The organism is Microvirga sp. ACRRW, from assembly GCF_022346925.1.
Lineage (GTDB): Bacteria > Pseudomonadota > Alphaproteobacteria > Rhizobiales > Beijerinckiaceae > Microvirga.
The window spans coordinates 425,640-446,751 of sequence record NZ_JAKRNJ010000004.1; the positions used below are offsets into that span (position 1 = coordinate 425,640).

Here is a 21,112-nt window from a genome sequence, read left to right on the forward strand (position 1 = left end):
CCATGACCCATGCCCCCATGACTCCCCCCGCACCGATCCCGCTAACGATCCTCACCGGCTTTCTCGGCGCCGGAAAGACCACCCTGCTGAACCGGATGCTGAAAGATCCGGCCCTGCAGGACACGGTCGTGATCATCAACGAGTTCGGTGAGATCGGCCTCGATCACCTGCTGGTGGAGAAGATCGACGACAACATGGTGCTTCTGTCCGCCGGCTGCCTGTGCTGCACCGTGCGCGGCGATCTCATCGCGACCCTGGAAGACCTCCTGCGCAAGCGCGACAACAACCGCATCATTCCCTTCAAGCGCGTGATCATCGAGACCACGGGCCTCGCGGATCCCGCCCCCATTCTCCATGCCGTGCTCTACCATCCGTATCTGTCTATGCGCTACGCGGTGGAAGGCGTGGTGACGGTGATCGATGCGGTGAACGGCGCTCAAACTCTCGATGCGCACCGGGAGGCCGTGAAGCAGGCCGCCGTCGCAGAACGGATCGTCATCACGAAAGCCGATCTCGTTCAGGATGGATCGAGCGTCTCGCAGTTGCAGGAGAGACTGCGCCAGCTCAATCCGGGCGCAGCGATCCTCAATGCGGGCGCGCCTGTCGAAGACATCATCGCAGGCGGCCTCTTCGGCCTCGACGGCAAGATCGCCGATGTGGGCGAATGGCTGAAGACGGAAGCGGTGGAGAAGGCCGAGCACGCAAGCCACGCGCATCAGCATGCGCATCATCACCACGATCATCACGATCACGGCCACCATCATCACCACCATGACGTGAACCGCCACGACGAGCGCATCCGCGCCTTCTGCCTCACCAGCGACAAGCCGATCCGGCAGGGCACGCTGGATATGTTTCTCGACCTGCTGCGCTCATCGCAGGGCGCGAAGCTGTTGCGCGTGAAGGGCCTCGTGGCGCTCGCGGAAGATCCGGACCATCCGGTCGTCATCCATGGCGTGCAGCACGTGATCCACGTGCCCGCCGTTTTGCCGCGCTGGCCGAGCGAGGACCGCCGCAGCCGCATCGTCTTCATCGTGGACGATCTGGAGCGCGAGACGGTGGAGAATCTCTGGAACGCCTTCCTCGGCAATCCCGCCGTCGACCAGCCGGACGCAGCGGCGCTTTCCGACAATCCGCTGTCGTTGCGCCGTTAGCCTCCGGCTCCCACTTTTCCGGATGATGCTTTAGGCCGCCATCTGCGAGCGCTGCGCCCAACCGGTCATGGAGCGCTCCGCATAGGCCGTGATCGCGTACATGACGACGCCGAGCACCGCGAGCACCAGGAGGGCGGCCCAGACGAGCGGCACTTCGAAGGCCGCCGAGGCGCGGGTGAGCAGATTGCCGATGCCCACATTGGACGCATTCTGCTCGCCGATGACGGAGCCCACATAAGCAAGCGTGATCGCCACTTTGAGCGAGCCGAAGAAGTAGGGCATGGCGCGCGGCACGCCGACCTTGAACACGATGTCCTTCTTGGAAGCGCCGAGCGCGCGCAGCACGTCCTCCATCTCAGGCTCCACCGTGGCGATGCCGGTCGCGACATTCACCACGATGGGAAAGAACGAGATCAGGAACGCCGTGAGCACCGGCGGCACCCATCCGACGCCGAACCAGAACACGAGGATCGGCACCACCGCCACTTTCGGAATCGAGTTGAAGCCCACGAGCAGCGGATAGCTGCCCGCATTGATGAGCCGCGACGAGCCGAGCACCATGCCGAGCAGCAACCCGAATACCACCGCAAGGCCGAAACCCGCGAGCGTCATCCAGAGCGTGTGCAGGGCGTGATAGGCAAGCTGGCTCCGATATTCCCATACCGCGAGCAGGATCGTAGAAGGCGCGGGCAGAATAAAGCTGGAAATCTTCAGGACGTGGCAGGCAAGCTCCCACAGCAGGAAGAAGCCGACAGTGAAAACCCAAGGCGCGAGGGCGAGCTGATTCTTGGTTTTCATGCGAACCTCAAGCCGCCTTGCGCGCCTGCGCGATGTGACCGCGCAGCTCATGAACGAGTTCGGAGAATTCCGGTGTGTAGGTGATCTCGAGATCGCGCGGGCGCGGGAACGTCACTTCCCGCTCGGCCACAATCCGGCCGGGCCGCGCACTCATACAGAAGATGCGGTCCGCCAGGAAGGCGGCCTCGCGCAGGTCGTGCGTGACGAGAATGATGGTGACTTTCTGCGCGGCGTGAAGATCGCGCATCACGCACCACAATTCCTCACGAGTGAAGCTGTCGAGAGCGCCGAAGGGCTCGTCGAGCATCAAGAGCTTCGGCTCGTGAATGAGCGCACGGCAGAGCGAGGCCCGCTGCTGCATGCCGCCGGAGAGCTGCCAGGGATATTTGTGGCCCTGCCCTTTCAGTCCCACTTGCTCCAGCAGGCTCTCGGCCTTCGCCACATACTCCGCCTTGTGCTTGCGCAACCGCGAGCGATGAGGCTCCACGATTTCGAGCGGCAGCAGAATGTTGTCGAGGGTCGTGCGCCAGGGCAGCATGGTCGGGTTCTGGAACGCCATGCCTGCGAGCTTCACCGGTGCGCCGACTTGCCTGCCATCGACAATGACCGTTCCCTCGCGCGGAAACTGCAAGCCGGTCGCGAGCTTCATCAGCGTGGACTTGCCGCAACCGGACGGTCCGACGATGGCGGCGAACTCGCCTTCGTTGATGCGGATGGTCAGATTCTGGACAGCGGGAACGCCATCCTCTGCGCGCGCATAAACATGGGTGACGTTATGGATGTCGACGAAAACCGGCAAAGGGCGCTCCGTGGTTTCACCCTCCCCTTGAGGGGGAGGGTCGCGAGCATAGCGAGCGGGGTGGGGTGAGTAGCGCGACCTTGCAGAACGTCGTGTTTCCACCCCACCCCGGCCTTACGTCCGACCCTCCCCCTCAAGGGGAGGGTAAAAGAGGAAACGGAAGCCTCAGTTCACTTTCCGCTGGTCAGCGGCGGGCAGGAACTCCTCCGTGAACACGCTCTCGACACTCGGCTTCTCCTTGTAGGTGAAAGTCAGGCCGATCTGGTCCAGAGCCTTCGCGAAGCGCGCCTTGTCGATGCTGCCGAAGCCGTTCTCTTTCACCCAAGGCGTGATCATGTTCTGCTCCAGCACCATCTTGAGGCGCTCCAGCTCCACGTCCTTCTTGGCGACGTCGTTGCGCTTGATCACGGAATCCACCGCGCTCGACGGATCCTTCACCGTGTCCTGCACGCCCTTCATGATCGCGCGCAGAAGGCCCTTCACCGCGTCCGGCTTTTCCTTGGCGAACTTTTCCGAGACGATGATGGTGTTGCCGTAGAGATCCACGCCGTAATCGCTCATGAGCAGCACGACGATGTCGTCCGCCGGTACGCCACGGGATTTCAGGTTGATGTAGGAGGACATGGAGAAGCCGAACACGGCATCGACCTCGCCCTGCGCCAGCATCGGCTCACGGACGGGGAAGCCCACGTTCTCGAACTTCATGCCCGTCTCGTCGATCTTGTTGACCGTCTTGAAGATCGGCCATTGCGCATAAGCGCCGTCAGCGGCCGGCGCGCCGAACTTCTTGTCCGCGAGGCTCGAGACCTCTTTGGAGATACCACGGCTCTTGCGCCCGATGATGGCGAAGGGCGGACGATCGTAGATCACCATCACGGCCTTGATGTCCGTGCCGGGATTCTCGTCACGGAAACGCACGAGGGAGTTCACGTCACCGAAGCCCACATCGTAGGTGCCTGACGCCACGCGCGAGATCGGCTCGCGGGAGCCCGCAGCCGGATCGATCGTCACGTCGAGGCCTTCAGCTTTGAAATAGCCCTTGTCGAGCGCCACCGCGAAAGGTGCCGCCGGACCCTCCCAGCGCCAATCGAGGGAAAAACGCACCGGCGTCTGAGCCTGTGCGGCAGCCGAGCTGAGAAGCAAAGCCGCGCCGGCGAGCATTCCTCCGACCCATCGCTTCTTCGTCGAACGTCCTGACACCATCACCATCACCTCTGTTCTTGGTCTGCTCCTGGAAACCCGGAAGCTTTCAGCTTGGCCATCTGCGTGGCTTTTGCCCTGTTCTTCATCATGCCATCAGATCGGCGCTCAGGGTCAAGCCTCTTGCCATGGCATAGCTGCCCTCGGCGCCGCCATTTGATGCGCAATTGAGCAGTTGCGATTTTCGGCTTCGCTGCCCTTGACGCTCGAAGCCCCTCTTCCCACCTTGATTGCCATCGGTAACCGGGCCCCTCTGGCAGGCGAGAAAGCGCCTGTGATGTCGGAACCGATGCTTGAACTTAAAGCAATCAAAGGTCCGGTTATGCCAGAATTCCTCTTCGTGGAATGGCTGGGAAAGCCCGTCTGGATGTGGACGGCTTTCTTGAGCCTTGTCGCCCTTCTTCTCGCTTTCGATCTCGGTGTCCTGAACAGGAAGGACAAAGAGCTTGGCGTGAAGGAGAGTCTTCTCCTGTCTGCGTTCTACATCACCATCGCGGTGCTGTTCGGCGCTTATATCTGGTGGTCTTACGAGGCTGGCCTGCTGGTGACCGAGGACGGCACCCATGCGGGCATCTCCTACTTCACGGGCTTCTTCATCGAGAAGTCCCTGTCCATCGATAACGTCTTTGTGATCTCGCTGATCTTCAGCTATTTCGCGATCCCCCGAAAATATCAGTACCGGGCCCTCGTCTGGGGCATCATCGGCGTCATCGTTCTGCGCGGTCTCATGATCGCGCTGGGTGCGGCGCTGGTGCAGGAATATGCCTGGATGCTCTATCTCTTCGGCGCGTTCCTGATCGCGACCGGCATCAAGATGCTGCTCGTGCCCGAGAGCGAGCCGAATATCGACAAGAACGCGATGGTCCGCTTCCTGCGCAAGCACATGCGGGTCACGAACAGCCTGCACGAACAGCACTTCTTCGTGCGCGAGCCCGATCCGAAGACGGGCAGGATCGTCACCTGGGCGACGCCGCTCTTCCTGTCGCTCATCGTGATCAACGTCGCCGACCTGATCTTCGCGGTCGACTCGGTGCCGGCGATCTTCGCCATCACCACGGACACCTTCGTGGTCTACACGGCCAACATCATGGCGATCCTCGGTCTGCGCGCGCTCTATTTCGCGCTGGCCGCCATGGTGCACCGGTTCCACTACCTCAAATACGCGCTGGCGCTCGTGCTCGTTTTCATCGGCGGCAAGATCTTCTGGAACCAGCTCGTGGGCAAGCTCGACCCCACCATCTCGCTCGGCGTGACCCTCGCGCTCATCGCAGGCGGTGTCGTCTTCTCTCTGTGGAAGACGAAGGACGAGCAGCACACGATTTCCAGCGAGGCTTAAAACAAGGAGGCGGCGAAAGCCGCCTCTTTCATTTTCACACCGGCAGCATCCCGTCGCTTTTCACTTCCTCCATCACCGCATAGGTGCGAGTTTCCTTCACGCCCGGCAGCGCCAGCAGAATCTCTCCGAGAAAGTGGCGGTAGGCCGCCATGTCGGCCACGCGCGTTTTCACGAGATAGTCGAAGCCTCCCGCCACCATGTGGCATTCGAGAACCTCCGGCGCGCGCTTCACGGCCTCGGCGAATTTCTCGAAGACATCCGGCGTTGTCTTGTCGAGGGAGACCTCGACGAAGACCAGCAGCTCCAGCCCGAGCCGGTGCGGATCGAGCCGCGCTCCGAAGCCTGCGATGTAGCCCTCCCGCTGCAGCCGCTTCACCCGGTCGCTGGTGGAGGTGGGCGAAAGCCCCACCTTCTCGGCAAGGTCCACGGTCGAGATCCGTCCGTCCTGCTGGAGGAACTTCAGGATCTTCCGATCAGTACGGTCAATCTCCGTCATTTTCACGCCTATTGAGCCTGTTGAACGGTGAATTTACGGCAAAGACCCGAATATTGCCATCGAAACGCGGTATAAGCACCCGTATATTTCCCGGAAAGTTCCAGAGGAAACCGATGCCCCAGACCTCCACCGCTCCCCTGCCCTTCAACCCGCCCTTCGCCGAGGACGACAAGGCCATTGCGGCCCGCCTCCTGGCGAGCTCCCGCCTTTCGCCCGAGCGCGAGCGCCGCGTGGACGCGAGCGCCACCCGCCTGATTGAGGCGATCCGCTCGAAAAGCGGGGGCTTGGGCGGCGTGGAGGAGATGCTGCGGGAATACGCGCTCTCCACCAAGGAGGGGCTTGCGCTCATGGTGCTGGCGGAAGCGCTGCTGCGCGTGCCGGATGCCGCGACCGCCGACAAGCTCATCGAGGACAAGCTCGGCAGCGCGGATTTCGCGGGTCATGAGGCGAAGTCCGATGCCTTTCTGGTGTCCGCATCCGCCTGGGCGCTCGGCATCACCGCCCGCGTGATCCAGCCCGGCGAGACGCCGGAGAGCATTCTCGGCCAGCTCACGAAGCGCATCGGCCTGCCCGCCGTGCGCACCGCGACGCGCCAAGCCATGCGTGTGATGGGCAACCATTTCGTCCTCGGCCAGACCATCGAGGATGCGTTGAAGCGCGCGGGCTCCGCCAAGGGCCGCATCTATCGCTATTCCTTCGACATGCTGGGCGAAGGTGCGCGCACGGCAGACGACGCGCGCCGCTACTACGATTCTTACGCCGCCGCCATCGACGCCATCGGGCGCTCCGCCGGCAACGAGCCGCTGCCGAACCGTCCCGGCATCTCGGTGAAGCTGTCCGCGCTTCATCCGCGCTATGAGGCCACGAGCCGCGAGCGCGTGATGCGCGAGCTCGTGCCGCTGACGATCGAGCTGGCGCGCAAAGCCAAGTCCTACGACCTCAACTTCACCATCGACGCGGAAGAGGCGGACCGTCTCGAACTCTCGCTCGAAGTCATCGAGGCCGTAATCGCCGATCCGTCGCTTGCCGACTGGAAGGGTTTCGGCCTTGCCATCCAGTCCTATCAGAAGCGCGCGGGCTCCGTGATCGATGCGATTGCCGCCATGGCCGAGAAGTATGATCGCCAGATGATGGTGCGCCTCGTGAAGGGCGCCTATTGGGACACGGAAGTGAAGCGTGCGCAGGAGCGTGGGCTCGACGATTATCCGGTCTTCACGCGCAAGGCGATGACGGACCTGCATTACGTCGCCTGCGCCGAGAAGATGCTCTCGCTTCGTCCGCGCATCTATCCGCAATTCGCCACTCACAACGCGCTCACCGTCGCCTCGATCATCGAGCGTGCGGGCGGCACGGAGGGCTACGAGTTCCAGCGCCTGCACGGCATGGGCGAGGCGCTCTATGCGCGCCTGCTCGAGGACAATCCGGGCCTTGCCTGCCGCGCCTATGCGCCGGTCGGCGGCCACCGCGATCTTCTCGCCTATCTCGTGCGCCGTCTTCTGGAGAACGGCGCGAATTCCTCGTTCGTGTCAGTGGCGGCTGACCCCAACGTTCCGGTGCAGGCTCTGCTCAAGCGCCCCGCCGACATCATCGTATCGGCCGATCAGGCGCGACATCCGAAGTTGCCGCTGCCCCGCGATCTCTATGGCCCCGAGCGCCCGAATTCGAAGGGCGTGGAGTTCGGCCACCAGGCTTCGCTCGATGCATTGCTTGCCGAAATCAGGCAAGCCGCAGCACAGAATTATCGCGCGGATCCCTTGCTCGACGGCAAGGTGGCCTCCGGCGAGGCGCGTCCCGTCGTCAGCCCCATCGACGGCACGACAATTACCGGTCAGGTGGCTGAAGCGACGCCCGAGATTGTCGATCGCGCCATGGCGTCCGCCCGCGCTGGCTTCAATGCTTGGAGCCGCGCGGATGCAGAGACGCGTGCGAAGGCGCTGGAGCGTGCCGCCGACCTCATGGAAGAGCGCCGCGGTGCGCTGCTGCATCTGTTGCAGGTCGAGGCAGGCAAAACCCTCGACGATGCGCTTTCCGAAGTGCGCGAGGCAGTGGATTTCTGCCGCTACTATGCCGTGCAGGGCCGCACGCTCTTCGGCAACGGCGAAGCGATGCCCGGTCCGACCGGCGAGAGCAACGTGCTGCGCCTGCGCGGACGCGGCGTGTTCGTCGCCATCTCGCCCTGGAACTTCCCGCTCGCGATCTTCCTCGGTCAGGTGAGCGCGGCGCTGATGGCAGGCAATGCGGTTGTCGCCAAGCCTGCCGAGCAGACGCCGCTGATCGCGGATTTCGCCGTGCGCATCCTGCATGAAGCAGGCGTCAACAAGACCGCGCTTCATCTCGTGCCCGGCGACGGACGCGTGGGCGCGCAGCTTGTGGAGCATGAAAGTGTGGCGGGCGTCGTTTTTACCGGCTCGACGGAAGTGGCGCGCATCATCAACCGCACGCTTGCGAACAAGGATGCCGCCATCGTCCCGCTGATCGCGGAGACCGGCGGCATCAATGCGATGATCGTCGATGCGACCGCGCTTCCTGAGCAGGTCGCCGACGACGTTGTGATGTCGGCCTTCCGCTCCGCCGGTCAGCGCTGCTCGGCGCTTCGCCTGCTCTGCGTGCAGGACGATGTGGCCGACCGCATGATCGAGATGATCGCCGGCAATGCGCGCGAGCTGAAGCTCGGCGATCCGCGCGATGTATCGGTTCATGTCGGCCCCGTGATCGACCGCGAGGCGAAGGACAAGCTCGATGCGCATATCGAGACGATGAATCGCCAGGCGAAAGTGCATTATGCGGGCAGCGCGCCCACGACCGGCACCTTCGTCGCGCCGCACATCTTCGAACTGAACAAGCCGCACGATCTGGCGCAAGAAGTGTTCGGCCCGGTGCTGCATGTGGTGCGCTACAAGTCGGGCAAGCTCGAAGAGGTGATCCAGGCCATTGAGGGAACAGGCTACGGCCTGACGCTTGGCGTGCACTCGCGTATCGACGCCACCGTACATCGCATCGTCAACGCACTGTCGGTCGGCAACGTCTACGTGAACCGCAACATGATCGGCGCGGTGGTGGGCGTGCAGCCCTTCGGCGGCCACGGCCTCTCCGGCACCGGCCCGAAGGCAGGCGGCCCGCACTACCTCCTGCGCTTCGCCACTGAGCAGACGGTGACGATCAACACGGCTGCTGCGGGTGGTAATGCGAACCTGATCGCAATGGGTGAGTAAGCATCCCTGATCTGAGATCGACAGAACGAAAGCCCCGGATCACATCCGGGGCTTTCGCATTCATGACACTGTCATGGACCTCTAAATGAAAAGCGTTTCACAGCCTCCCATGGCCCTCCGCGATACCACCAGAGATCCACACCTTGCGCGTGCGCTTGGAACGGCAGGAACGTCTCCGACAGTTCCGTCAGCAGCGCCCTCGCCTTGTGTGGCTCGACGTTGTTCTGCACGGTGACGTGCGGCTGATGCTTCTGCTGGTCTTGCGGCGTGAGCCACTGCGCCCATTCCTGCATGAGACCGCTCCGCAAGTCTCTCAGCTCATCCGATTGCAAGGTGTAAGCGACGCCGCGGCCGAGAGAGCGCAAGCCCGTTACGCCCAGCGGGAAGCAGGACAGCGCGGAGCATCTGTCCTCGATGAGCGGCTGAATGCTGTCGAGGTACTCGCCCGGCAGATGATGGAACAGCGTCAGATGCGCGGGGATGAAGTTCCGCTCGGGCGGAAAGTAGCGCCGCCGTTGCTCGTCGAAGAAGGTGAAGGAGCGTTCGTCCAGGGCGAGCGTGAGAATGAGCGGCGCGGGCTTGGTCATGAAAAGAAAAACCCGGCCGGAGCCGGGTTGTTTCAGATCAGTAGGTCAGCGCCTCTTTGGCTTCGCGCAACTGCGCGATGGCCGATTCAGCGGCCTGCCGGGCGATGGGATCGTTGGTGGCATCCCAGGCCATCTCGGCCTGGAGAATTTCCTTGTCCAGGATCTCGTGCGTCAGCTCCTCGGCGGGAAGAGCGCGCTCGGCGAGAACGGTGAGACCGTTCTGGCTGATATCGGCAAAGCCGCCGCGCACCAGAACGCGTGTCCCATTGCCGGGGGTGCTGGTGACGACGAGGAAGCCGGTCTTGAGGGTCGTCATCATCGGCGCATGGCCGGCGAGAACCGTCATGTCGCCTTCGCTCGCAGGCAGAACCACCGCGTCGACGGCGCCGGAGAACAGCACGCGCTCGGGGGAGACGAGTTCGAAGTTGAAGGTGGCCATTTGAGCTTCTCGTCAGCAGACCGCCCGTTGGAAGCGGTCTGGAATCGGTGGAGACAGGCTGGATAAAGCAATCCCGAGGCGTGCGGGCACGCCTCGGGAAAACTCAATTTCAATTAGGCAGCTTCGGCCGCGAGACGCTGGGCCTTCTCGACGGCTTCATCGATGGTGCCGACCATGTAGAAGGCAGCCTCGGGAAGGTGATCGTACTGGCCGTCGACCAGACCCTTGAAGCCCTTGATGGTGTCTTCGAGCGACACGAGCTTGCCGGGCGAGCCAGTGAAGACTTCGGCCACGTGGAACGGCTGCGAGAGGAAGCGCTCGATCTTGCGGGCGCGGGCCACGGTGAGCTTGTCCTCTTCGGAAAGCTCGTCCATGCCCAGGATCGCGATGATGTCCTGAAGCGCCTTGTAGCGCTGCAGCACCTGCTGGACCTGACGGGCGACGTTGTAGTGCTCTTCACCGACGATGGCAGCCGAGAGCATGCGCGAGGTCGAGTCGAGCGGGTCCACGGCCGGGTAGATGCCCTTTTCCGCGATCGAACGCGACAGAACGGTCGTGGCGTCGAGGTGGGCGAAGGAGGTGGCCGGAGCCGGGTCGGTCAGGTCGTCGGCGGGCACGTAGATGGCCTGCACCGAGGTGATCGAACCCTTGGTGGTGGTGGTGATGCGCTCCTGGAGGGCGCCCATGTCGGTGGACAGGGTCGGCTGATAGCCCACGGCCGAAGGAATACGGCCGAGAAGCGCCGACACCTCGGAGCCTGCCTGGGTGAAGCGGAAGATGTTGTCCACGAAGAACAGCACGTCCTGGCCCTGGTCGCGGAAGTTTTCAGCAACCGTCAGACCGGTCAGAGCAACGCGGGCGCGGGCGCCCGGGGGCTCGTTCATCTGGCCGTACACGAGGGCGCACTTGGAGCCGGCGGCAGAGCCGTTGTTCTCGGCCGGGTTCACGTTCACCTTCGACTCGATCATCTCGTGATAGAGGTCGTTGCCTTCGCGGGTACGCTCACCGACGCCGGCGAACACGGAGTAGCCGCCGTGTGCCTTCGCGACGTTGTTGATGAGCTCCATGATGAGAACGGTCTTGCCGACGCCTGCGCCGCCGAAGAGGCCGATCTTACCGCCCTTGGCGTAGGGAGCGAGCAGGTCGACGACCTTGATGCCCGTGACGAGGATCTGACCCTCGGTGGACTGCTCGGCATAGGACGGAGCCGGCTGGTGGATGGCGCGGGTGCTTTCGCCCACGATCGGGCCAGCCTCGTCCACCGGCTCGCCGATGACGTTCATGATGCGTCCGAGCGTGGCAGCGCCGACCGGAACCGAGATCGGAGCGCCGGTGTCGGTAACTTCCTGGCCGCGCACCAGACCCTCGGAGGTGTCCATGGCGATGCAGCGCACGGTGTTCTCGCCGAGCTGCTGCGAGACTTCGAGCACCAGGCGGTTGCCCTGGTTGGTCGTCTCCAGAGCGTTCAGGATTTCCGGCAGCTGGCCTTCGAACTGCACGTCGACGACGGCGCCGATGACCTGCGTGATGTGACCGACATTCTTGCCGGCTTTAGCGGTGTTAGCCATGTGAGGCTCCTCTCGGATTCGTCAGAGCGCCTCGGCGCCCGAAATGATTTCGATCAGTTCCTTGGTGATCATCGCCTGACGCGACCGGTTGTAGGTCTGCGTCTGCTTCTTGATCATCTCGCCCGCGTTGCGGGTCGCATTGTCCATGGCGCTCATGCGGGCGCCCTGTTCGGAAGCGGCATTCTCAAGAAGCGCGCGGAAGATCTGCACGGTGAGATTGCGCGGCAGAAGGGTCGCCAGGATCTCGCCTTCCTCGGGCTCGTACTCGTAGACCGCATCCGACGAAGTGCCGGTGGCCTCGATCTGAGCCGGGATGATCTGCTGCGCCGTCGGGATCTGCGCGATCACCGAGCGGAAGCGCGAGTAGAACAGCGTCGCGACGTCGAACTCGCCGGCCTCGAAGAGGCTGAAGATCTTCTGCGCGATCTGATCCGCGTTCTCGAAACCGATCTGACGCACGGAGCGCAGGTCGATCAGCTCGATGATGTTCTGGGCGAACTGGCGACGAAGAATATCGTAGCCCTTCTTGCCCACGCAGATGATCTTGACCGTCTTGCCCTCGGCCAGAAGCCGGTTGGCATGATCGCGCGCAAGACGCGCGATCGATGAGTTGAATGCGCCGCACAGGCCGCGCTCGGCCGTGCAGACGATCAGGAGGTGAACCTGATCGGCGCCCGTGCCGGCCAGCAGACGCGGCGTCTCGGGACCGACAGTGATGCCGGACGCGAGGTTGCCGAGCACCACGGACATGCGCTCCGCATAAGGACGAGCGGCTTCCGCCGCGGTCTGCGCGCGGCGCAGCTTCGCGGCGGCCACCATCTGCATGGCCTTGGTGATCTTCTGCGTCGCCTTGACCGAGGCGATGCGGTTACGAAGGTCTTTCAAGCTCGGCATCGAGCAGCCCTACCTCTCCGGTATCCCGGTTCGATCTACGAGAACGTCAGTCTTTACGAGAAAGACTTGGCGAAGTTCTGGACGACGTCCTTGAGCTTCGCTTCGGACTCGCTCGACAGATCCTTCGAAGCGCGGATGGCGTCAAGGATGTCAGCGTGCTTGCCGCGCAGGAGCGAAAGCAGACCGTCCTCGAAAGCACGCACGCGGTTGAGCGGCAGGCTGTCGAGATAGCCGTTCACGCCGGCGTAGATCACGGCGACCTGCTCTTCCATCTTCAGCGGCGAGAATTGCGGCTGCTTCAGGAGTTCGGTCAGGCGCGAGCCGCGGTTCAGCAGGCGCTGCGTGGTGGCGTCGAGGTCGGAGCCGAACTGAGCGAAGGCCGCCATCTCGCGGTACTGCGCCAGCTCGCCCTTGATCTTGCCCGCGACCTTCTTCATCGCCTTCGTCTGGGCCGAGGAGCCCACACGCGACACGGAGAGGCCGACGTTCACCGCCGGGCGGATGCCCTGGTAGAACAGATCCGTCTCGAGGAAGATCTGGCCGTCGGTGATGGAGATCACGTTGGTCGGGATGTAGGCCGACACGTCGTTCGCCTGCGTCTCGATCACGGGGAGAGCGGTGAGCGAGCCGGCGCCGTTGGCGTCGTTGAGCTTCGCTGCGCGCTCCAGCAGACGGGAGTGCAGGTAGAACACGTCGCCCGGATAGGCTTCGCGGCCCGGAGGACGGCGGAGCAGGAGCGACATCTGACGGTAGGCGACGGCCTGCTTGGACAGGTCGTCATACACGATCACGGCATGCATGCCGTTGTCGCGGAAGAACTCGCCCATGGCGCAGCCCGAGAAGGGAGCCAGGAACTGCATCGGAGCCGGATCGGAAGCGGTCGCGGCGACGACGATGGAGTATTCCAGCGCGCCGTTCTCTTCGAGAACCTTCACGAACTGAGCGACGGTGGAGCGCTTCTGACCGACGGCGACGTACACGCAGTACAGCTTCTGCGATTCGTCGTTGCCCTGGTTCAGCGGCTTCTGGTTCAGGATCGTGTCGAGGGCGACAGCGGTCTTGCCGGTCTGACGGTCGCCGATGATCAGCTCGCGCTGGCCGCGGCCGACCGGGATGAGGGCGTCGATGGACTTCAGGCCCGTCGCCATCGGCTCATGCACCGACTTGCGCGGAATGATGCCCGGAGCCTTCACGTCGACGCGGCGACGCTCGGTGGACTGGATCGGGCCCTTGCCGTCGATGGGGTTGCCGAGCGCGTCGACGACGCGGCCGAGCAGGCCCTTGCCGACCGGCACGTCCACGATGGCGCCCGTGCGCTTCACGGTCTGGCCTTCGGCGATCTCACGGTCGGAACCGAAGATCACGACGCCGACGTTGTCGGTCTCGAGATTGAGGGCCATGCCGCGCACGCCGCTCTCGAATTCGACCATCTCACCGGCCTGGACCTTGTCGAGGCCGTAGCAACGGGCGATGCCGTCACCAACCGACAGAACCTGTCCGACTTCTGTCACTTCAGCTTCAGTACCGAAGTTCTTGATCTGCTCTTTGAGGATCGCGGAGATCTCAGCGGCTCGAATGTCCATCAGCGGACCTCTTTCATCGCAAGACGAATGGAATTGAGTTTGGTGCGCACCGAGGCATCCACCATGCGGGAGCCCATCTTCACGATGAGGCCGCCGATGAGGCTCGGGTCGATTTTGACGTCCACGGAGACGTCAGCCTTGGCGACGTCGCGCAGCGCCGCCTTGATTTCGGTGAGAACGGCGTCCGACGGCGTTTCCGCCAGGATCACCTGAGCCCGGACGATGCCCTTCGCGTCGGACACGAGGTCCTGATACGCGCGGATCATGTCGGGCAAAGCGAAGAGGCGGCGCTTGGACGCCACCAGACGGATGAAGTTGCCCGTCAGGCCCGAGATGCCAGCCTTGGACAGGAGGGCATCCATCGCGCGGGATTGTTCTTCAGCCGTGAAAACAGGGTTACGGATCAGGCGCTGCAGGTCTTCGCTGCCTCGGATCAGCTGATCGAAGCGGCCGAGATCGCCGGCGACGGCATCCACGGAATTCGCTTCCCGAGCAAGCTCGAACAGCGCCGAGGCATAGCGCAACGCTACGCCTGACAGGAGGGGGCCTTCTTGGGAGCCGCTTTGCGCCACGTAATCGTCTCTCTCAAGTTACGGGTCTCGGACCGGGAAAGCGCTTAAGCTCTCGGGAAACCCGTCAGGTCGATGGAAGTGAGCCTGCGGCAGGACCGTCTCCGCCTCCAGGCGGGGGTGCACTAGCATGGGTTTTCCTGGGGCGCAAGGCGAGCTGGGCGGAGAGCGGCCCGTAAAAAGCCGCTGAGGCCACGCCAGGGTTAAGGATCACAGTTCCAGGACGGCAACCTCGCAATTGCCGAGAGACTTGCCCACAAGCCGGCTGAAGAACAGGCCGTGGCCCACAACCGCGATCATCCGCTCCGGCCGCGCCTTCAGCCAGCCCCGGAATTCCTCCACCCGGCCCTCGAAAATGTGACCGGGCTCACAGGCGAATCCGCGCGGGTCCCGCTCTCCCTCGTCGTGCCACCAGACCTCGTTCAAGTGATCAAAGGAGAGATGCGGGAAATCTCGGGCGAGCAAGGCCGGGGCACGCCCCACGTCGCAGCTGCTCTCCAGATGCTCCCGATGCAGGCATTCGATGTGAATCGGAGGCTTGGCCGGGTGTTCCCCAAACAGGCCCAAGGTGGTCTGGATCGCCCGGGTCAGGGGCGAGGTCACGATCAATTCATAGGCATGCTGACACAACTCGGGCGCCCGCTCGGCCACCTGCCGAAGGCCAAGCTCGGTGAGCGGGGCATCGAAATGCAGCGGATCCTCGCCGGTCTCGGCGAAATGGGCATTGAAGGTCGATTGGCCGTGGCGAATGCAGTGAACGATCTTGGACATGCGGGTCTTGAGGCTCCTCTCGGCCGCTATCGACCACAGAATCGCGTTTCCGTCGACCCGGATGAGGTAGTCGGCCGCACCTGTGCCTTTGCGCACTTGAGAAGTCGGACCCGAACCCCACCCTTAACGAAAGGTTAACCCCGGGAGATGTCCCATGCGCTTGTTCACGGCCTTCACATTGCTCGCGCTTGGCCTGTTCTGGAGCTACCCCTTTCTTGCTCCGGAGCTGGAGAAGGCCACCCGGCCTCAGGTCACCCGCGCTCCACGCGGCGGGGAGCCCGTTCTCGTGCTCGCGCCGAAGGAGTTCCGCGTGCCGGCGGTCGAGACGACCGCGTCCGTCAATCTTACAGAAAGCTCTGAGGATCCACGTCAATAGAAACGCGGGTATTGCCCCTCACCTTTGGGCAGCGGGAGAGCCAGGAGCGCAAGTAAGCTTGCAGGTCCACCTCCCGCTCCGTCTTCACCAGCAATCGATAGCGATAGCGGCCACGGATCAGAGCCAAGGGGGCCTCGGCGGGGCCGAGTACCATGACCCCGGGCGGCGGCTCCGTCACCAGGGCCATGGCCCGGGCATGGGCCTCGGCTACCTCCCGCTCCTCGGCTGAAACAATGAGAGATGCAAGCCGACCGAAGGGCGGCAGCCCTGCCATCTCGCGGACCCGGGTCTCCTCCTCGTAGAATCGCTCCGCATCGCCCGAGACGAGCGCCGCGATCACCGGATGGTCCGGCTGCCAGGTCTGGACGAGAGCCCGCCCCGGCTTTTCGCCGCGCCCGGCGCGGCCCGTGACCTGCTGGAGCATTTGGAAGGTGCGCTCGGCGGCACGGGGATCGCCGGAGGTCAGGCCGATATCGGCATCGAGTACGCCGACCAGCGTCATGAGCGGGAAGTTGTGCCCCTTAGCCACGAGCTGCGTGCCGATGACGATGTCGACCTCGCCTGCCGCAATGGATGCAAGCTCCGTCCGCAGCCTCTCGGTGCCGCCGGGAAAGTCGCTGGAGAGGACGATGACGCGCTTGTCCGGAAAAAGCTCTGTCACCTCTTCCGCGATTCGCTCCACGCCGGGACCGCAGGGCACGAGCGAATCGACGCTGCCGCATTCCACACAGGCCTGCGGGGTGCGCTCTACGTGTCCGCAATGGTGGCAGACGAGGGAGCGGCGGAAGCGATGCTCCACCAGCCAGGCCGAGCAGTTGGGGCATTCGTAGCGATGCGCGCAATTGCGGCACAGAGTGAGGGGCGCATAGCCGCGCCGGTTGAGGAAGAGCAGCGCCTGCTCGCCGCGCCCAACCGTCTCCTCAACGGAATGCACGAGTGAGGGCGAGAGCCAGCGGCCTTTCGGGATCTGCTCCTTACGCAGATCGACGGAGCGGATCTGCGGCATGGAGCGTCCGCCGAAACGCTCGGGCAGTTTCACATGGCGATAGCGCCCGCGCTCCACATTCACGCGGCTCTCGATGGAGGGCGTGGCTGAGGCGAGCACCACCATGGCGTTCTCGATCTTGCCGCGCACCACCGCCATGTCGCGGGCGTGGTAATGCACGCCGTCATCCTGCTTGTAGGCCGTCTCGTGCTCCTCATCGACCACGATGAGGGAGAGATCCTGATAGGGCAGAAACAAAGCCGAGCGCGCACCCGCGATCACCTTCACCTCGCCGGACGCAATCGCCGCATAGAGGCGCTCGCGCTTGCGGCCCGTCACGCCCGAATGCCAGGTGGCAGGCTTGACGCCGAAGCGGGCGGCGAATCGGTCAAGGAACTGGGCGGTGAGCGCGATTTCCGGCATGAGGATCAGCGCCTGCCGGCCCTGCCGCACGGCCTCGGCCACCGCCTCGAAATACACTTCCGTCTTGCCCGAGCCCGTGACGCCCTCCAGCAGGATCACGGGCGGATGCTCCTCGCCCATGGCAGCGACGAGCTCTTTCGCCGCATCGCCCTGACCGTCGGACAACGTGGTGTCGCCGAAATCGGGTTTGGGCAGACCCGCCACCGGCTCCTGCAACAGAGCGAGGGTTTCAAGGACGCCTTCGTCGATCAAACCGTCGATGACGCCGCTGCTGACGCCCGCGGCATGGGCGAGCTCGCTTTTCAAGCGCACGACACCGTCCCGCGCCGCCTCGATCACCTTCTGCCGCGCGGGCGTCATGCGCTTCGGAAAATTCTCGGTGAGTTTCACGCCGACACGCACGACCTCCGAACGGTCGGGATCGGGAAACTTCAGGCTCATGGCCAGCGCCGAGCCCTTGGGCGCCAGCGTGTACCAGGACACCCAATCGAGAAACTTGCGCATCTTCGGGGAAAGGTTCGGCCCTTCGAGAGCGCCGGTCACCTTCTTGAAATTGGCGCCCTGCCCTTCGCGCAATCCCCAGACCACGCCCGCCACCTCGCGGGTCGCGAGCGGCACCTGCACCACATCGCCCTCCTCGAGCGCAAGGTCGTCCGGCACGGCATAGGAATAGGCCGTGTCCAGCGCCAGCGGGATGAGGACATCGGCGATCTTGGAGGCCATCAGGAAGCGAACATGTCCATCGAGTGCATGAGGAGATGCTTAGACCCGATTTTGCCGCTCGAAAGCAAGCTTGGTCCACGTCACATCCTGGCGACCCAATGCATCACCGAACTCATCAGCTCGCAGAAGCACAAGACCGTTGCTCTTCGCAGCGATGATCAAGGGCTCGATCGGAATGGGGAACATCCGACGCCCCGGAGGAATGGGACCTTTTCTCACGGTCATGAACAGGCGTCCGCCCGGAGCGAGAAGATCTATGATGCGCGGAAGGGATTTGGCACGCTCCTCCTCGTCGAGATGCATCCACACCGCCGTCATCACGATGAGATCGAAACGGGTTCCTCCCGCAAGAAGCCCGGCGAGATCGGGCAAAGCGTCATCCGTCCACGTAATGGCGGGATCGGGATGCAGACGCTGCGCATGAGCGCGCAGCTCCGCCGTGGGTTCCGCCGCATGAACGCGAAATCCCCTTGCCGCAAGTGCCGCAGCATCCCGACCGGTTCCCGCGCCGATGTCCAGGGCATGCCCCCTTTCAGGCAGAAGATCGAGAAGCGGCTGATAGACATCCTCAAAGGTGATGCTCTCATAGGAATCAACCAGCGAATCGGCTTCCTCGGCATAGCCTGCAATGCTCGGGATGAGTTTCGCTTCGGTTTTCACGCTATTCTCCCAGACTGTCCCGGACATTATCCAGTTTATCAGAGTGTTTCCTGCCGGCTTCATCTTTTGGCAAGGCCACGAGAGGAGAATGCGGATGTGACCAGCACCAAGCCGCAACCATCTGCCCTCGATCTTGTCCTGCCTGGCGCGGAGGATACCCGCCGGGAGGTGATGGCGTGGCTTCAATCCCTCGCCAAGGAGCGCAGGCTCTCCCCGAAGACGGTGGAGGCCTATGCCCGGGACATCCGGCAATTCCTCGCCTTTCTCACCGAGCATCTCGGCGAGAACCCCACGATCAAGGGCGTGCTGGGATTGAAGCCCCTCGATATCCGCTCGTTCCTGGCCGCGCGCCGCATGAATTCCGTAGGGAGCCGCTCGCTCATGCGTCAGCTCGCGGCCCTTCGCTCCTTCGCGCGCCATCTTGAGCGGGAGGGCCACGGCACCGCCTCGGCCTTTGCTGCGATTCGCACCCCGAAGGTAGAGAAGAATCTGCCGCGTCCCCTCTCCGCCTCCTCGGCTGTCGCGGTGACGGACAAGGAAACGCGCGCCTCCGCAGACCGCAAACCCTGGATTCTCGCACGCGACGCCGCCGTGCTCTCCCTGCTCTACGGCGCGGGGCTTCGTATCTCCGAGGCGCTTGGTCTTCAACGACGCGATGCGCCCGTCAACGGCATCGATTCGATCACGGTAACGGGCAAGGGCGGCAAGATGCGCAGCGTGCCCGTGATCCCGGCGATCCAGCAAGCTGTCGAGGACTACCTGCATCTCTGCCCCTATGCGATCCCGCCGGAAGGCCCGCTCTTCGTCGGTGCGCGTGGCGGACCGCTTTCGCCGCGCATCATTCAGCTGGCTGTCGAGGAGCTGCGCGGCGCGCTCGGCTTGCCCGATAGCGCGACGCCCCATGCCTTGCGCCATTCCTTTGCGACGCATCTTCTCGCCAAGGGCGGCGACCTGCGCGGCATTCAGGAGTTGCTCGGCCACGCCTCCTTGTCGACGACGCAACTTTATACCAAGGTGGATGCAGCCCGGCTCATGGAAGCCGTTGAAGCAGCGCATCCGGCTTTCCGGAGAAAACGACAAGAGACGGCATGATTCTCCGGCATCTCCGAGGCGGCCTTCGCGCCGTTCTGTTCACTCTTCTCGGCCTCTTCGGATATCCCGGCCCGGCGTCAGCTGCGGGCCCCGACATGTATTTCGATGCCCCCGCCGACAAGCAGATGGCGATTGCCGTGGCATCCGGCGACATCGAGACCATGACGGCGCTTCTCTCCTCGAAAGCCATCGATCCGCAGGCTATCGGACGTAAAGTGACGAGCTGGATCGAGATCGCGGTGATCGCGGATCAGCGCAAAGCCTTCGATACGCTCGTCACATGGGACGCGTTAGGCCCGCCGAAGGGCAAGATCGCGGGACAGGCGATGTATTCCGCCACCATCAAGGGCAGCATCCGCTGGCTGGAGCGCCTTCATCGCGCAGGCGCCAGCCTCGACAATTACGGCGGCGGTGACCTGCTCATCGTTCAAGCGCTCGACACACGCAATGAGGCGGTGCTCGACTTCTACATCCGCAACGGCGCCGATCTCAACATGCCTGCCATGGCGGGCGGCTCCGTCGCATTGTCCGCCGCCATGACGCGCCGCTTCGACATGGTATTGAAGTTTCTCGATCTCGGCGCGTCTCCCTGGGTGATGGATGCGCTCGGCTCGACTCTCGGCTCCATCGCCGAGAGAGCGGGCCGTGTGCCTGCCTGGGATCATTCAAGCCGCATGAATCAGCACCGGCTCGAACTCTTGGCGCGCCTGCACGCCATCGGCTTTCCCGATCCCGCGCCGACGGCAGAGGAAGGCCATGTGCTGCGCCAGAAAAAGCAATGGCCGCCCAAGGCGGCCATCAGGCAGTAATTATCCGCGCTTTATTCCGCAGCAACCACTGCCTCTGCCAGCAACTGACGTGCGGCGGGGCCGATATTGCCCTTGGTCCAATGCGGACGGCAGACGGAGACGTAGCGGCTCTCGCCGCCGATCTCGATCACGGGGCCGGAGCGCACCGCTTCTCCATTGGGATCGAACTTCAGGATCATCGTGGCCTTGCGGCCGCAATGACAGAGCTGCTTGATCTCCTGAAAATCCTCAGCCAGCGCCATGATCGTCGCGATGGCGTCGCTGAACAGCGTGCCGTACACGTTGTTCTTCAGCCCATAGGCCATGACGGGGATTTTCAGCTCATCGACGATCCAGGCCAGCTGACGGACCTGATCGGCGGTCATGAACTGAACTTCGTCGATCAGAACGACCGTCACCTTCTTCTTGGCATGCTCCGCCGCGACATAGGCAGCGATGTCGTCGTTTTTTCTCAACGGGATCGCATCGGCCTCGAGGCCGATGCGGGACTTCACCTTGCCGACGCCGAACCGGTCGTCGATCAAGCTCGTGAACAGCAGCACGTTGCCGCCGTTCTCGACATAGTTGTAACGAACCTGCAGGAGATGGGTCGTCTTGCCTGCGTTCATCACCGAGTGGATGAAGTGGAGCTTTGCCAT

20 protein-coding genes are annotated in these 21,112 nt (G+C 63.5%); 6 read left to right on the forward strand and 14 right to left on the reverse strand.

Annotation, left to right across the window (positions count from 1 at the left end; all coding sequences use genetic code 11):
- Positions 1 to 2: 2 nt before the first annotated feature.
- Positions 3 to 1,154 carry a GTP-binding protein gene (locus tag MHY87_RS12155; protein ID WP_239352061.1) on the forward strand — a complete coding sequence of 384 codons (1,152 nt, stop codon included), beginning with the start codon at positions 3 to 5 and terminating at the stop codon, positions 1,152 to 1,154.
- Between the two features lie 30 nt (positions 1,155 to 1,184).
- Here MHY87_RS12155 and MHY87_RS12160 read toward each other — a convergent pair whose 3' ends face one another.
- The 3 genes from MHY87_RS12160 to MHY87_RS12170 all read right to left on the reverse strand — a co-directional run bounded on the left by MHY87_RS12160 (position 1,185) and on the right by MHY87_RS12170 (position 3,954).
- A complete protein-coding gene (locus tag MHY87_RS12160) occupies positions 1,185 to 1,952 on the reverse strand; it encodes an ABC transporter permease (protein ID WP_239352063.1) in 768 nt (255 codons plus the stop codon).
- A 7-nt stretch (positions 1,953 to 1,959) separates the two neighbouring features.
- Complete coding sequence (locus MHY87_RS12165; protein WP_255726540.1) at positions 1,960 to 2,751, reverse strand: ABC transporter ATP-binding protein; 792 nt, start codon at positions 2,749 to 2,751, stop codon at positions 1,960 to 1,962.
- 165 nt (positions 2,752 to 2,916) lie between these two features.
- Positions 2,917 to 3,954 carry an ABC transporter substrate-binding protein gene (locus tag MHY87_RS12170; protein WP_239352064.1) on the reverse strand — a complete coding sequence of 346 codons (1,038 nt, stop codon included), beginning with the start codon at positions 3,952 to 3,954 and terminating at the stop codon, positions 2,917 to 2,919.
- A 319-nt stretch (positions 3,955 to 4,273) separates the two neighbouring features.
- On the opposite strand from MHY87_RS12170, the gene MHY87_RS12175 reads away from it, so the two are divergent.
- Positions 4,274 to 5,287, forward strand: a complete 1,014-nt coding sequence (locus tag MHY87_RS12175; RefSeq protein ID WP_239352065.1) for a TerC family protein — start codon at positions 4,274 to 4,276, stop codon at positions 5,285 to 5,287.
- Between the two features lie 34 nt (positions 5,288 to 5,321).
- On the opposite strand, the gene MHY87_RS12180 is transcribed toward MHY87_RS12175, so the two are convergent.
- Positions 5,322 to 5,783 (reverse strand): Lrp/AsnC ligand binding domain-containing protein, encoded by a 462-nt coding sequence (locus MHY87_RS12180; RefSeq protein ID WP_239352066.1) that lies wholly within the window; start codon positions 5,781 to 5,783, stop codon positions 5,322 to 5,324.
- 113 nt (positions 5,784 to 5,896) lie between these two features.
- Between MHY87_RS12180 and putA the strand changes: the two genes are divergently transcribed.
- Positions 5,897 to 8,995 carry a bifunctional proline dehydrogenase/L-glutamate gamma-semialdehyde dehydrogenase PutA gene (gene putA / locus MHY87_RS12185; protein WP_239352067.1) on the forward strand — a complete coding sequence of 1,033 codons (3,099 nt, stop codon included), beginning with the start codon at positions 5,897 to 5,899 and terminating at the stop codon, positions 8,993 to 8,995.
- Between the two features lie 71 nt (positions 8,996 to 9,066).
- Here the strand turns inward: putA and MHY87_RS12190 are convergent, their stop codons facing one another.
- The 7 genes from MHY87_RS12190 to MHY87_RS12220 form a co-directional block, all read right to left on the reverse strand.
- Positions 9,067 to 9,582, reverse strand: a complete 516-nt coding sequence (locus tag MHY87_RS12190) for a 2'-5' RNA ligase family protein (RefSeq protein ID WP_239352068.1) — start codon at positions 9,580 to 9,582, stop codon at positions 9,067 to 9,069.
- Positions 9,583 to 9,619: 37 nt separating this feature from the next.
- Entirely contained in the window at positions 9,620 to 10,021 is a 402-nt protein-coding gene (locus MHY87_RS12195; RefSeq protein ID WP_239352069.1) for a F0F1 ATP synthase subunit epsilon, read from the reverse strand.
- Positions 10,022 to 10,134: 113 nt separating this feature from the next.
- Entirely contained in the window at positions 10,135 to 11,589 is a 1,455-nt protein-coding gene (atpD, locus tag MHY87_RS12200; RefSeq protein WP_239352070.1) for a F0F1 ATP synthase subunit beta, read from the reverse strand.
- A 21-nt stretch (positions 11,590 to 11,610) separates the two neighbouring features.
- Complete coding sequence (locus tag MHY87_RS12205) at positions 11,611 to 12,483, reverse strand: F0F1 ATP synthase subunit gamma (protein ID WP_239352071.1); 873 nt, start codon at positions 12,481 to 12,483, stop codon at positions 11,611 to 11,613.
- A gap of 53 nt (positions 12,484 to 12,536) precedes the next feature.
- Positions 12,537 to 14,066 carry a F0F1 ATP synthase subunit alpha gene (atpA, locus tag MHY87_RS12210; protein ID WP_239352073.1) on the reverse strand — a complete coding sequence of 510 codons (1,530 nt, stop codon included), beginning with the start codon at positions 14,064 to 14,066 and terminating at the stop codon, positions 12,537 to 12,539.
- Positions 14,066 to 14,638 (reverse strand): F0F1 ATP synthase subunit delta, encoded by a 573-nt coding sequence (locus MHY87_RS12215; protein WP_239352075.1) that lies wholly within the window; start codon positions 14,636 to 14,638, stop codon positions 14,066 to 14,068. Before MHY87_RS12215 ends, atpA begins: the two co-directional genes overlap by 1 nt.
- Positions 14,639 to 14,845: 207 nt before the next feature.
- On the reverse strand, positions 14,846 to 15,406 hold the full coding sequence (locus MHY87_RS12220; protein WP_239352077.1) for a histidine phosphatase family protein: 561 nt from the start codon (positions 15,404 to 15,406) through the stop codon (positions 14,846 to 14,848).
- Positions 15,407 to 15,560: 154 nt separating this feature from the next.
- Here MHY87_RS12220 and MHY87_RS12225 point away from each other — a divergent pair, with 154 nt between their 5' ends.
- Positions 15,561 to 15,782, forward strand: a complete 222-nt coding sequence (locus tag MHY87_RS12225; RefSeq protein WP_239352079.1) for a hypothetical protein — start codon at positions 15,561 to 15,563, stop codon at positions 15,780 to 15,782.
- Here the strand turns inward: MHY87_RS12225 and MHY87_RS12230 are convergent.
- Positions 15,751 to 17,913 carry a primosomal protein N' gene (locus tag MHY87_RS12230; protein ID WP_239352081.1) on the reverse strand — a complete coding sequence of 721 codons (2,163 nt, stop codon included), beginning with the start codon at positions 17,911 to 17,913 and terminating at the stop codon, positions 15,751 to 15,753. The genes MHY87_RS12225 and MHY87_RS12230 overlap by 32 nt on opposite strands.
- A 39-nt stretch (positions 17,914 to 17,952) precedes the next feature.
- Positions 17,953 to 18,573 (reverse strand): class I SAM-dependent methyltransferase, encoded by a 621-nt coding sequence (locus MHY87_RS12235; RefSeq protein WP_239352083.1) that lies wholly within the window; start codon positions 18,571 to 18,573, stop codon positions 17,953 to 17,955.
- Between the two features lie 171 nt (positions 18,574 to 18,744).
- Here MHY87_RS12235 and MHY87_RS12240 point away from each other — a divergent pair, with 171 nt between their 5' ends.
- Together MHY87_RS12240 and MHY87_RS12245 are read left to right on the forward strand one after the other, a co-directional pair.
- On the forward strand, positions 18,745 to 19,665 hold the full coding sequence (locus MHY87_RS12240) for a tyrosine recombinase XerC (RefSeq protein WP_239352280.1): 921 nt from the start codon (positions 18,745 to 18,747) through the stop codon (positions 19,663 to 19,665).
- Positions 19,662 to 20,474, forward strand: coding sequence for a hypothetical protein (locus MHY87_RS12245; RefSeq protein WP_239352084.1), 813 nt, complete (start codon positions 19,662 to 19,664; stop codon positions 20,472 to 20,474). Before MHY87_RS12240 ends, MHY87_RS12245 begins: the two co-directional genes overlap by 4 nt.
- A gap of 11 nt (positions 20,475 to 20,485) precedes the next feature.
- Here the strand turns inward: MHY87_RS12245 and MHY87_RS12250 are convergent, their stop codons facing one another.
- On the reverse strand, positions 20,486 to 21,112 hold the full coding sequence (locus tag MHY87_RS12250) for a thymidine kinase (protein ID WP_239352086.1): 627 nt from the start codon (positions 21,110 to 21,112) through the stop codon (positions 20,486 to 20,488).